8 protein-coding genes, 1 pseudogene and 1 other annotated feature (1 of these 10 only partly in view) are annotated in these 13,208 nt (G+C 36.4%); of the genes and pseudogenes, 1 reads left to right on the top strand and 8 read right to left on the bottom strand.

Annotated elements, in window-relative coordinates:
* Positions 1-25: 25 nt before the first annotated feature.
* Positions 26-1,210: a thiolase family protein gene (locus tag LG295_RS13450; protein WP_107530679.1), complete on the top strand. Its 1,185-nt coding sequence runs from the start codon at positions 26-28 to the stop codon at positions 1,208-1,210.
* 99 nt (positions 1,211-1,309) lie between these two features.
* Here the strand turns inward: LG295_RS13450 and LG295_RS13445 are convergent.
* The 8 genes and pseudogenes from LG295_RS13445 to LG295_RS13410 all read right to left on the bottom strand — a co-directional run bounded on the left by LG295_RS13445 (position 1,310) and on the right by LG295_RS13410 (position 12,782).
* Positions 1,310-1,945 (bottom strand): annotated as a pseudogene (locus LG295_RS13445) (monooxygenase family protein).
* Positions 1,946-2,226: 281 nt separating this feature from the next.
* Complete coding sequence (locus tag LG295_RS13440) at positions 2,227-3,294, bottom strand: sialidase family protein (RefSeq protein ID WP_107558316.1); 1,068 nt, start codon at positions 3,292-3,294, stop codon at positions 2,227-2,229.
* 132 nt (positions 3,295-3,426) lie between these two features.
* Positions 3,427-5,238: a flavodoxin domain-containing protein gene (locus LG295_RS13435; protein ID WP_318832468.1), complete on the bottom strand. Its 1,812-nt coding sequence runs from the start codon at positions 5,236-5,238 to the stop codon at positions 3,427-3,429.
* Positions 5,239-5,706: 468 nt separating this feature from the next.
* The gene (locus LG295_RS13430; RefSeq protein WP_318832467.1) at positions 5,707-6,447 is read right to left on the bottom strand and encodes a cyclase family protein; all 741 of its coding nucleotides are present in this window, start codon (positions 6,445-6,447) and stop codon (positions 5,707-5,709) included.
* Between the two features lie 24 nt (positions 6,448-6,471).
* Positions 6,472-8,718: a 5-methyltetrahydropteroyltriglutamate--homocysteine S-methyltransferase gene (metE, locus tag LG295_RS13425; RefSeq protein WP_107558315.1), complete on the bottom strand. Its 2,247-nt coding sequence runs from the start codon at positions 8,716-8,718 to the stop codon at positions 6,472-6,474.
* Positions 8,712-10,553, bottom strand: a complete 1,842-nt coding sequence (locus LG295_RS13420) for a bifunctional homocysteine S-methyltransferase/methylenetetrahydrofolate reductase (RefSeq protein ID WP_107530684.1) — start codon at positions 10,551-10,553, stop codon at positions 8,712-8,714. Before LG295_RS13420 ends, metE begins: the two co-directional genes overlap by 7 nt.
* Complete coding sequence (gene metC / locus LG295_RS13415) at positions 10,507-11,682, bottom strand: cystathionine beta-lyase MetC (RefSeq protein ID WP_107530685.1); 1,176 nt, start codon at positions 11,680-11,682, stop codon at positions 10,507-10,509. The genes LG295_RS13420 and metC overlap by 47 nt, the downstream gene beginning before the upstream one ends.
* A complete protein-coding gene (locus LG295_RS13410; RefSeq protein ID WP_107554659.1) occupies positions 11,679-12,782 on the bottom strand; it encodes a PLP-dependent transferase in 1,104 nt (367 codons plus the stop codon). Before LG295_RS13410 ends, metC begins: the two co-directional genes overlap by 4 nt.
* 63 nt (positions 12,783-12,845) lie before the next feature.
* Positions 12,846-13,208, bottom strand: a binding site (T-box leader); it runs 16 nt beyond the window's last position.

Below are 13,208 nucleotides of genomic sequence, written 5' to 3'. Positions count from 1 at the left end.
TCAGGATAAGAAAGGGTGAACTTAAATGCGAGATGCATATATTGTTGCTTATGGACGTTCAGCAGCTGGTAAAGCAAAAAATGGTGCAATGGCTCATGAAAGACCAGATGAGGTTGCCGCTAAAGTATTAAAAGGTGTATTAGAAAGAGTTGGAGGTTCATTTGAGCCAAGCATGGTAGAAGATGTAATTGTCGGCAATTCATTCCCAGAAGGCTTGCAAGGTCAGAATATTGCAAGAACGATTGCATTACTTGCAGGTATGCCTAATGAAGTTCCAGGGCAAACGGTGAATCGCTATTGTTCTTCAGGACTTCAAACGATTGCACATGCGGCAAATCAAATTATTGCTGACCAAGCAGATGTCCTTGTCGCTGGTGGTATTGAGCTGATGAGTGCAGTGCCAATGGGTGGTAATGAACCGACGAATAATCCAATACTTCAAGATGAAGATTCTGGTGTTTCTTATCCTATGGGATTGACTGCAGAAATGGTTGCTGAAACATATCATGTTTCAAGAGAGGACCAAGATGCATATGCTGTGCAAAGTCATCAAAGAGCAGCAGCAGCGCAGCAATCAGGCAAATTTGAAGATGAAATTATTCCTATAGAGGTTAATAAGGTGACTTATGATCAAAATGGTCCGGTTATTAGCAAAGAAGTGTTTAAAGATGACGAATTGATTAGACCCGACACAAATAAAGAAGCACTTGCTAAGCTGCGCACGGTGTTTAAGGCTGACGGCACAGTGACTGCAGGGCAATCTGCACCATTAACAGATGGTTCTGGGTTTGTAGTTGTCATGTCTGGAGAAAAAGTTAAGGAATTAGGTGTTAAGCCCATTGCACGCTTTGTAGGGTTCAAAGCTGTTGGTGTAGATCCTAAATTAATGGGGATTGGACCAGCTTACGCAATTCCTGAAGTGTTAAAACAAGCTGACTTAGATGTTAGCGATATAGATTTAGTAGAATTAAATGAAGCTTTTGCATCTCAAACCTTAGCGTCTATGAGAGAAGTGGGATTAGATACTGAGAAGACGAATGTTAATGGTGGAGCAATTGCATTAGGACATCCACTAGGAGCGACAGGTGCCATGCTGGTAGGGAGATTGTTATCAGAAATGAAGAAAAGACCAGATACAAAATATGGTATGGTAACGATGTGTATAGGCGTCGGCATGGGCGCTGCAGGCATCTTCGAATATATAAGGTGAATATAAACAATATAATAATGGCCGGGACATCAATTATCGTGTCTCGGCCATTTCTATTTACATTTTGCATTAATTTACTGTTAAAACAATGGTATAAAGTCATCCTTGAGAGCGTCGTCTTTGTTTTGCAGATTGTATTTCTTTGTTTACTGCTTGATTATCACGTGCCTTACCTAGTCCAAAGTCTGGCATGTTGATATAAATATTTTCATATTGTTTTGATTCTGAATTATAAGTCTCATGGTAGAAACCGACAGCGTCATTCTGCTTTAATGCTTTTGAAATTCTACGCCATGCTTTTAAGTGTTTTGGCATTTTTGAATAAAATAAAAGGTGTTCATTTGACTCTTAATATTGTACTACCATCATCCCACGATATTTAAAAAACATTTCATAAGATAGACAGCCAAAAGACTTGTTTTTTAATAACTCATTGAGCATAGGTGGCATAGCTAAAAGAACGGGTAACCATTTATGGATTTTATACCATTTGTTCACACGAAGACCAATTAAGAATAGTGTAATAGATTCACTTGGTAACACAGTATACCTACCTTTGTTCATTTGTGATCTCACTTCATATAAACGTTGAGTACTGGTGTATTGATGGTCTGACGTTATAATCGTTAAAACTTTATTCTCAATACGAAAACTAATAATATCTTGATGTTTGATATAGTAAATATCATCTTGATATTTTCCGGGGAATAATTTGTTTTGAGATAGTTGTCTCATACAAGCGATAATATCTGGTAGTTGTTCAGTATGTTTGTGACTTTGAATGATGACCTTGCCTTTGGGTAAATCATTATCGTGAATTATTTCTAAATCCATAAATGCACACCTCCTATTGCCATAAATAACCCCAATTTTAACTATGAATACTACATAAATGATATAAGTGGCATGTATTTACGGTTAAGTGGTATTTACCTGCATGTTGTTTTGTTTGCGCATAAAAATAACCTTAGCGTTTGGCTAGCAACCAAACGCTAAGGTTATGCGTTTAACAATTTCTAATTGAAAGTAATAAATTGATGTGCGTGTTGAGACGTGAGTGAATCTGGCCATGTTATATCAAATGCTGTCCAATTGATACCACCATCATCTGAATAATAGACCCCATTATTATTGGCAATATAAAATGTGCCATCTCGTTCGGTGATAGATGAAATCAATGTACCATTTGGGGAAGGTAGCCCTGTAGTTACTTCAGTCCACTCACTGTCTTGTGCTTTATTAATAGTGTAAATGGTTGAAAAGGTGTTGTCTCCATAGTTATGTGCGTTATATGGAGTGTTTGAAGTAGCGATGACAATATTATCTGGATTTTGAGAATTTATCGCTAAACCATAGCCATATCTGTGCTCGATTCCTTCAATCAATGTTGTCCAAGTCTTACCATAATTATCACTTTCAATAAATGTATCACGTCCACCATTTAAGAAAGCATCACCTAATACTCCGTACAATCTATTCGGATAGTCTGGATGGCTCTTTAAGACATGAATATCAATAGGTGTATCTTGGGTTTGTGGTGCTGTCCAATGTTGACCTAAATCTGTAGATTGGATAAAACCACCAGCTTCAATTGTAAGGTTAATGACATTTGGTGATTTGGTATTTGTATCAAACCATTTCACATGATGTGTATGTGGTCTAGGTGGAAAGAACCAGTGTTCTTTACCAGCAATATGACTAAAATCAGTCAGTAATTCGAATGAATCACCCTGATCATTTGAGATGAATAAAGCACTAGGTTCAGTACCTACGAGCACCGAACTATGATGATTGCCTGTATCTATAACTGTAACTGCAGTGATAGCAGTCATGTGAATATCATCATGTTTGAAGGGACTATTGTATGTGAAACGTGTCCCAATAGGGGACCAATTCTGCCCTTTGTCCACACTTTTCCATAAACCACGATCAAAAGTGCCACAATAAAGAGTGTTTTTATCGTTTGGGTCTTGAGCGATTGAAATAACATTCATACCTTCCAATTTTCTTTCAAGTTGAATACCATCATAATCCTTATTTATCAGTATTAATGCATTGTCATAAGTGATTGCGAATTGTGTCATATAATAACCACCTTTTGAAATTTGAGTCTCATTTCATCGTGAATTCAGATTACGTTTATCGGTGTATGCATAGCACTTTTATAGTTAATGATAATTAAAACATGATTGAAGTTAAGTTACTGGTTTAACCGATTAATATACGTCACGTTGGTAACGTTGATTTTTTATCATTTCTGTCAAATAGTCCTCAGCATCTGCTTGATTGTAATTACCTTCTCTTTTAAGAACGTTAATCAGTGATTGATGGACGCCACTTGCCATCTCGTCTTTATTACCACAAAGATAAATAATAGCGCCTTGAGTAATCCATTGATAAAATTCAGCACTATTTTCCTCAATGCGATGTTGAACATAAATTTTATTTTCTGTCTCTCTTGAAAAAGCTAAATCTAATTTACTTAATACTCCTTCATTAAGCCAGCCCTCTAAATCACTTTGATAGAGGAAGTCGTGGTGATAATTTTGATTACCGAAGATGAGCCATTGTGCTCCTTTTAGACCTAAGTGAGCTCTCTCTTGAAGGTAAGCGCGATATGGTGCTATTCCAGTTCCCGCTCCGATCATAATCACTGGTGTATCAGCTTCATAAGGAAATTTGAAATTTGGATTCTTTTTAAGATATACAGATAATTTCTCTCCTATAGGCGTCCGTTCTGCTAGTTGTACAGAACAAACACCAAAACGCTCACGACGATGAGCTTCGTACTTAACAACACGAACTGTAATATCGACACTGGAAGGGTTAACCTGATTACTACTCGCTATAGAATACTCCCTTGGTGGTAATTTTCTTAATAGTTGTGGCAGCATTTGAGGTTCTAAGGATACGGGCGTGAAGTCTTGAATTAAATCAATCACATCTCTGCCATATATATAATTCTGAATCCATTCTGGTTTTTGGACATTTGCATTTAACATTGGGTTGCCAAATAATTCTGCCGCGTTGTGTAAGAGCCCGGGAGTTAATTTAGAAATTTCAAAATCATATAACAATACATCTTTAAGTGAGCGTGGCGCGTCATTGTCGCTAAGTTGCACATTAGTATCGGATTCCCAACCTAATGCTGAGATTAAACTTGAAACCAATGTTAAGTCATTGTGTGGTATAACGACCAAGCTATCTCCAGGTTCGTATGTCTCAGAGTAGCCTTCAAGTGATAATTCCAAGTGATGTACTTCACGAGAAGCTTCCGGTTGTGTGAGTACTTTATTTGTTAAAACTTCTGCTTGAAAAGGATTTGATCGAGAAAATGGCACTTCAGGTTCATCTATAGTAACAGTTTCATCATCTTCATCAATCGTAGCCATATTCGATGATGTTTGAGAAAGCAATTCAAGCATATTTGAAATCCATTGCTCGGCAGTTTCTTCAAAGTCAAAATCACAATCTACACGGTCAGCGATTCTATTTGCACCAAGTTCATCTAGAATATGATCGAAGTCTTTGCCGGCCTGACAAAAATCTGGAAAGTCTTGGTCACCAAGTGCTAATACTGCAAAGTTGACAGTGTCTAGCTGTGGCGCCTCATCACTATGAAGGTAGTCATATAAATCTAAAGCATTAATAGGGGGTTCACCCACACCTTGTGTTGAACAAATGATAAAGAGATGTTCAACTTCGGTTAATGTTTCTTTAGGAAAATCATCCATATCCCATAAATGTGCATTAAAATTATGTTCTTTCAACTTACCTTCAAATGTTTCGGCAATTTCTTCAGCGTTACCTGTTTCTGTACCATATAATATATTAACATCTATAGGTTTCGCTGAATTTACTACAGATGTTGTATCATTTACTTCATCCTCTGTATTGTCTGTTGTGTTTGGTTCTTGTGTTGCTGAAGTGTCGTCTTCAGGCTTTGACGTATTTGGATTGATAAGATAACCACTTAACCAATGTTGCTGTTCTGTCGAAAGCATTGGTAGTAGTTGATTTATGAGCACCAATTGCTCCTTGTTAAAAGGGGTGTTGGTTTGATTAAGTTGCAAAAAAGTCACCTCTATTTATGGTATTTATATAGAAAATAGGTGAAAAGCACCCAAAATAAACTATATTGAATTTTCTTGAATTATAACATTGATTTAATGATTTTAAATGATATGGATTATCATTTGTGTAAAATCAAACTAATGACCTATATGTTTTGTACTATGAAATAAATAAAGAAGAGCCAGAAACCTTATTGTGCCAAAAAGATTTTTGACCCACAAACAGGTAAATATAACTAGGAATACAAATAATTGATTTAAAATATTTACTAAGCTGAAATGATACATAATGATTATGAAAACCAATAAGGATAATCTCTTGAGTTAATGAATCATTAATTGCGTGTTGATATATTAATAAAGGCCCGAGACATATATGCCCCGGACCTTGTATATGAGTGGTACTAATCTTATGTTTTAAGTTTAAGATTTTATCGCAAATGCTCGAACAGGGAATCCTGGTGCATCTTTTGGTTTGGGACTCATAGCATAAATGATTGCCCCTCGACTAGGTAACTGATCTAAATTGGTTAGTAGCTCAACTTGGTAGGTGTCTTGACCTAATACGTAACGCTCGCCTACAATGTCACCATTTTTTGCAATATCTACCGAGGCATCTGTATCGAAAGTTTCATGACCAACAGCTTTAACTTTACGTTCTTCAAGTAAATACTTCAAAGCGTCTAGCCCCCAACCTGGTAAATGTTGGTTGCCATCGGAGTCTTTATTTTCAAAGGCTTCGATATTTGGCCAACGTTTTGACCAATCACTGCGAAAGGCCACAAATGTCTCAGGTTCAATTGTACCGTGCTCAGCTTCCCATTGTTCAATGTGACTACGCGTTAAAATAAAATCTGCATCTTCCGCTACATCTTGTGAAAAATCTAAAACTACAAGTGGTAGGGCCAATTCTTTTAAAGTTAATTCATGCAAATAACGTGTATTTTCTACAAAGTGAATAGGAGCGTCGATATGTGTTCCATACTGACTTACAATATTCCAGTTTTGAACATAAAAGCCATCATCTGAAACATTGAAAAGTGTTGAGACTTTGGCACGTTCAAATTCACTGAAACAAGGAATAGTTTCATCAAAGGTGTGGGTCAAGTCGACCCACGTTGATGATTTTAATTGTTCTAATTGCTTCCATAAAGGATAACTCATTGGTATCACCTATAAGATTGATAATTAAACAGTTGCAGTATTTTTTGATTTACGTAATTTATCAACGGAATTTACTAACACGCTAAGTGCTTCTTTAACTTCATCTTCTTTACGTGTTTTCAAACCACAGTCAGGGTTTACCCAGAAGAGCGAACGATCAATTTCTTGTAAAGCACGGTTAATTGCTTCTGTAATTTCTGATTCAGTTGGAATACGTGGACTATGAATATCATATACCCCTAAACCGATACCTAAATCGTATGTGATGTCTTCAAAGTCTTGAATTAAATCACCATGGCTACGTGATGTTTCAATAGAAATAACATCTGCGTCTAAGTCGTAAATTGCATGAATGATTTGACCAAACTGAGAATAACACATATGTGTATGAATTTGTGTTTCATCAGCGACTGAAGATGTTGACAGTTTGAATGAACGAACTGCTTTATCTAAATAGTCTGCATGATACTCTGAACGAAGTGGCAAGCCTTCTCTTAAAGCAGGTTCATCAACTTGAATGATTTGAATACCTTCATTCTCAAGCGCTAATACTTCTTCATTAATTGCTAATGCGATTTGATCTTGAACCTCTTCACGTGGCAAATCAACACGTTCAAATGACCAGTTTAAAATAGTGACAGGGCCAGTTAACATACCTTTAACTGGTTTGTCTGTTAAACTTTGCGCATATAGTGTTTCTTTGACCGTAAGTGGTTCTGTCCATTTTACATCTCCATAAATAACTGGTGGCTTAACCGCACGTGAACCGTATGATTGTACCCAACCGTATTTCGTTACTAAGAAACCTTGTAGTTTTTCACCAAAGAATTCTACCATATCATTACGTTCAAATTCACCATGTACAAGTACATCTAGACCAATGTCTTCTTGAATTTTAATCCAACGAGCAATCTCATTTTTTAAGAAATCTTTGTATGCTGCATCTGTGATACGACTGTTTTTCCAATCTGCGCGATACTTACGAACCTCTTGGGATTGTGGGAAAGAACCAATAGTCGTTGTTGGTAAATCTGGTAAATTAAGTCGGGCGTCTTGTGCTTTTTTACGCTCTTTAAAAGCTGATTGTCTTGAAGTACGTACACTATCGAAATCGTATTCAAGATTTTTAAATGATTGGTTTTGGAAACGTTCATAACGTGCCTTCAACTCATTATATTTTGAATCATCGCTATCATTGAATAAGCGTCTGAGTGCATCTAATTCATCTAATTTTTCGGTAGCGAAGCTCAAACCTTCAGCGATTGAAGTATCTAGTGTTTCATCATCCAGTGACACAGGAACGTGTAATAGTGAAGATGAAGGTTGGATGACAAGGTCATTTGAATATGTTTGTAGCGTTTCAATTAGTTCTTTTTTAGCTTCGATATCAGCAGCCCAAACGTTACGGCCATCGATAATGCCTGCGTAAAGTGTTTTAGAGTTGTCTAAATCTCCTGCTTTAATTTGTTGTAGATTAAATCCATTGTCATGTACGAAATCTAAACCTAATCCTTTAACAGGGAGACCGCTTAAGAATTTTAAGTTAACACGTTCGAAATAAGTTTGTATTACTAAATGTTCACCTAAACCAGCATCAGCGAAATAATCATATGCGGCTTGTGTGATAGTTTCATATTCCGAGCTATCGTCGGTAACTAATGCCGGTTCATCTATTTGGATATATTCAGCACCAGCGTCAATTAACGATTGTAGAACTTCTTTATATAATGGTAAAAGCGTATTTACTTTTTCTTCAAATGACTGCGTGCCACCTTTAGATAATTTAACAAATGTAATTGGGCCTACAATAACTGGGTGCGCAGTTACATTAAGTGATTGTGCATAGTTAAAACGTTCAAGTAACACGTTTTTATTTAATTTAGGTTCAGCATGATCCCATTCTGGAACGATATAGTGATAGTTTGTGTTGAACCATTTGATTAATGCACTCGCAACATGTTCTTTATTACCTCTGGCAATATCGAATAATAAATCATCATCTACGTCTTTACCTTGAAAGCGTTCAGGGATGATATTAAAGAGTAACGATGTATCAAGAATATGGTCATATAATGAGAAATCTCCAACGGGAATACTAGATAAATTGTAATTTTTTTGGAGTAATAAGTTCTCTTTGTGTAAATCTGTTAATTGTTGATGAAGCGTTTCTAAATCATATTTATTTGACCAGTATCCTTCGATTGCTTTCTTCCATTCTCTTTTTCTACCTAACCTTGGAAAACCTAAATTTGATGTTTTAATTGTCATAATATTGCCTCCTGTTTAGTTGAAGTAATTGTTTTTGAATAGTTTGCAAGTTCTAATGTGTAATCGACTTTTTGGAATGGTGTAATTAAATACAAGCCATTGAAATACTCGTGTACCGTGTCAATCAAATCCTTTGAAAGTTTTAGACTTAAAGCCTTTGTTTTGGCTTTATCATCTTTGACTGCTTCAAATTGTTCTAATATGTCTTCGGATAATTTAATGCCAGGTACTTCGTTGTGTAAGAATAATGCGTTGTTATAACTTGTAACAGGCATTATACCTATAAAGAAAGGGACGTCTAAGTGCTTCGTCGCTTCATAAACTTCTTTGATTTTTTCTTTGCTATAGACCGGCTGTGTTATAAAGTAGTGCATGCCACTCTCTAACTTTTTCTCTAAGCGTCTAACTGCACCGTCTAACTTTCTTACATTTGGATCAAAAGCACCTGCGATGTTGAAGTTTGTCTTTGTCTTCAGCGCATCACCATCAGTGTTAATACCTTGATTAAAACGTAAGGCAATTTCGGTTAGCCCTTTAGAATTCACATCATAGACATTGGTTGCCCCTGGTAAATGGCCAATCTTTGAAGGGTCACCAGTAATTGTTAAAATTTCGTTGATATCTAGTAATGATAATCCTAATAGATGTGACTGCAATCCGATGAGATTGCGGTCACGACAAGTGATATGCACCAATGGTTCGATATCATAATGCTGTTTAATAATGCTTGCAGCAGCAACATTGCTAATGCGTACCGTTGCTAACGAATTATCCGCTAAAGTGACGGCGTCAATCTTTGCATCATCAAGTTTTTTGATATTTCTGAAAAAGGTTTCTGTGTCAAGGTGCTTCGGCGTATCCAGCTCCACGATGATAGTAGGGCGATTTTCAACTTTTGACGTAAGGTTTTGTTTTTTGGGTTCTTTTTCTGTGTTATTGATATATTTTGTAATCGGTATAACATCTTTTTTAGTAACAGGGTTTAAACCAGCTACGGATGATTTAATATATTGAATATGTTCAGGTGTTGTGCCACAACAACCACCAATAAGTCTGACACCTTCATTAATCAATTGTTCAGCCACCTTACCGAAATAAGATGCATTATCACTATATTTAAATTGGCTATTTTCAATATCTAGCAAGCTTGCATTTGGGTAACAAGATAAATATGCACCTTCTGGTAATTCGATGTGTGAAAAGGATTGCTGCATATGATGTGGCCCATGGTGACAGTTTAATCCGACAATATCTGCACCACTTGCTGTTACTTGTTGTAGTGCGTGATTGATTTCAGTACCATCCCTTAAATAATTTGTATTTAAAGCAGTCAATTGAGCGATAATTGGAATATCGTATTTACGTTTTGTAGCCTCAATAATATTGGTAAGTTCTTGCAAATCATAATAGGTTTCAAAGAGAATGCCATCTACACCAGCATTAACTAAGGTTTCTACTTGGATTTCAGTGTGATATTGAATAGAGGATAACTCTAAGTCTTCTTGTTTAATACCTCTAAAACCACCTACAGTCCCTAAAATAAAAGTATCGTCATTTGCTGCTTTTTTGGCAATTTGTACTGCTGCTTGGTGAATGTCTTTCACTCTATGTTCTAAACCAAAAACTTTTAATTTTTCAAAATTTGCGCCATACGTATTGGTTTGAATAATATCTGCGCCAGCTTCAATATAGGTGCGGTGAATGCGTTCAACTTTATCGGGATGATTTAAGTTATATGCTTCAGGGCAAGTGTCAAGACCTTCAGAGTAAAGGATTGTACCGATAGCACCATCAGCTACTAATATGTTGGATTTTAGTTTGTCGAGTAGTTGACTCATTGAAAGCCTCCTTAAATGCGTAATTTAAATCTGAAATCAATTCGTCGGCTGATTCTAATCCGACACTCAATCTAAATAAACCAAACGTGATATTACGTTCTTCACGTACAGCTTTAGGTACAGCTGCATGTGACATCGTAGCTGGGTGAGAGAGGATTGTTTCAACGCCTCCTAAACTCACTGAAACTAAAGGTAATGATAAGGCATCGACAAATGCTTGTGCTTTTGTCTCATCTTTCAATCTAAACCCTAATACAGCGCCACCATGACGGGATTGAGACAAGTGTAGCTCGCTATTTCCTGGGTAATAGACTTCTGAGATTTCCTCACATTGTGCTAAGAAGTCATAGATTTGTTTGGTATTTTCAACAGATTGTTGAAAGCGTACAGGTAAAGTCTTTAAATGTTTAGCCAGTGTCCAACTATCTTGTGCAGATAACGCATTACCAGTGCCATTTTGCAATAGGTAAAGTGCGTCAGCGAGTGCTTGATTGTTTGTAACAGCTACGCCAGCAATAATATCACTATGGCCTCCTAAGAATTTAGTGGCACTATGAACAACAACATCTGCGCCAAGCGCTAATGGTGATTGCCCAAGTGGTGTCATAAAGGTGTTGTCTACAGCGAGTAAGAGATTGTTATCTCTGGCGATATCTGCTGCGCCTCGAATATCTGTAATTTTAAATAACGGATTCGATGGTGTTTCAATATATATTAATTGCGTATTGTCTTGAATCGCATTTTCAATTTCTTTTAAGTGAGTTGTATCTACAGTTGAAAATTCAATGTTAAAGCGTGTTAATATTTGCTCAGTCAATCTAAAAGTACCACCATATACATCGTCTGGTAGAATGACATGATCACCAGCGTTTAATGTGAGTAACACTGCTGAAATTGCTGCAATACCAGATGCGTATGCAAAGGCGTGACTGCCACCTTCCAGCTTAGCTAGTTTTTCTTCTAAAAGGGCACGGTTTGGATTGCCACTTCTAGCATAGTCATATTGCGCATCGCCACCTAGAACTTGTTGATGAAATGTTGAAGAATCGTATAAAGGAGGATTTGCTGAATTATAATCAATCCCTCTATGTGCATCGAATATTACTTCTGTTTCTTTTGATAAACTCATAAAATCACTCCTTGTTTAGATTTTTCTAATGCTTGAATAATATCTTGTTCAATATCTTCATAGTTCTCAATGCCAATGGATAATCTTAAAAGATATTCGTCTATACCGCGCTTATCTTTTTCTTCATCTGGCATATCCACATGTGTTTGTGTATATGGGAAAGTAATAAATGTTTCAGTACCACCTAAGCTTTCAGCGAAAATACAAACCTCTAAGTGTTCTAAAAATTTATCAGCTTTATAATCTTTGTTCAGTCTCAAACTCAACATACCAGTACGTCCACTGTAGAGTACTTGATCAATGGCTTCTAACTGATTACATCGTTCGGCAAGTAATTTAGCATTATATTCAGAACGATCCATTCTTAAATGTAGCGTTTTTAATCCACGTTGTAATAGATAACTATCGAAAGGTGATAGCGTTGCGCCTATCATGTTGTGTAATTGTCCTAGTTGTTCAGCAAGTTGTTCATCTTTTACAGTTACGACGCCTGCGAGTACATCGTTATGGCCTCCGATATATTTTGTTGCCGAATGTAAAACGATATCTGCACCTTCTTCAAGTGGTGTTGAAAGATATGGTGTTAAAAACGTGTTATCTATGATAGATAGTAGATTGAATTTTTTACTTAAAATGTAATATGGATCAATATCAACTTCTATCATTTGCGGATTAGAAATCGGTTCGATAAAAAGTGCTTTTGTATTTTCTGTAATACTTTGCTCTACTTCTTCATAATTTAGGAAATCAACATATTTGAAATGTATACCGTATTGCTGCTCATAAAAATCAAAAAGTCTAAAAGTACCACCATATAAGTCGAAAGAAACTAAAATTTCATCGCCAGATTTGAATAAGTTACAAATTAGTTGTATGGCAGACATACCACTGGATGTTGCAAATGAAGCAGTACCTCTTTCAAGTTTTGCAAATGCTTCTTCAAATGCTGAACGTGTAGGATTTTTAGTTCTTGTATAGTCATATCCTGTTGACGCCCCGAGCTTAGGGTGTTGATAGGCTGTAGATAAGTATATTGGATTAGCGATTGCACCTGTATGATCTTGAGAAAGTGCAATCTGTGCGAATTCAGTATTTTTCATAATTGTTAACCTCCTTGTTAAAATAAAAAAAGCTTCCGTCCTTTAAACCCGAATAATTCGGATATAAAGGACGAAAGCTTAGCTCGCGGTACCACCTTTGTTTGCTACTTTATCACTAAAGTAACCTTATCCAGTACGCCAAATTGTTGAATGATTAGCGTTGTCTGAATCATGACATCGTATTTTCAATAAAAAATAAAAACCCATCTTATGTTGGAATAAAATGAGTATTAACGAAATATACGACGTGTGGAAAAATCCAGTACGCCATTTAACAAAATGTTAATACTGTATCGCTATAACGGGCGATCCCGTTGATACCTCATATTGGCACCAACACTCAAAGGCCATTTTCAAACTTTCTTTCCGTGTCTTCTTTCAGCGTATCAAAGACTCTCTGTGTCAGTAGTGTAAGTTTTACTTTCC

The organism is Staphylococcus pseudoxylosus, assembly GCF_044794325.1.
GTDB lineage: Bacteria > Bacillota > Bacilli > Staphylococcales > Staphylococcaceae > Staphylococcus > Staphylococcus pseudoxylosus.
Note: the sequence above shows the minus strand (reverse complement) of the source record. Positions and strands in the feature narration are given on the sequence as shown.

What these genes read in the sequence shown, in the direction of transcription:
- LG295_RS13450 (WP_107530679.1), top strand. Translation starts at nt 26, where the DNA reads ATGCGAGATGCATATATTGTTGCTTATGGACGTTCAGCAGCTGGTAAA.
- LG295_RS13440 (WP_107558316.1), bottom strand. Translation starts at nt 3,294, where the DNA reads ATGACACAATTCGCAATCACTTATGACAATGCATTAATACTGATAAAT.
- LG295_RS13430 (WP_318832467.1), bottom strand. Translation starts at nt 6,447, where the DNA reads ATGAGTTATCCTTTATGGAAGCAATTAGAACAATTAAAATCATCAACG.
- LG295_RS13420 (WP_107530684.1), bottom strand. Translation starts at nt 10,553, where the DNA reads ATGAGTCAACTACTCGACAAACTAAAATCCAACATATTAGTAGCTGAT.
- metC (WP_107530685.1), bottom strand. Translation starts at nt 11,682, where the DNA reads ATGAGTTTATCAAAAGAAACAGAAGTAATATTCGATGCACATAGAGGG.
- LG295_RS13410 (WP_107554659.1), bottom strand. Translation starts at nt 12,782, where the DNA reads ATGAAAAATACTGAATTCGCACAGATTGCACTTTCTCAAGATCATACA.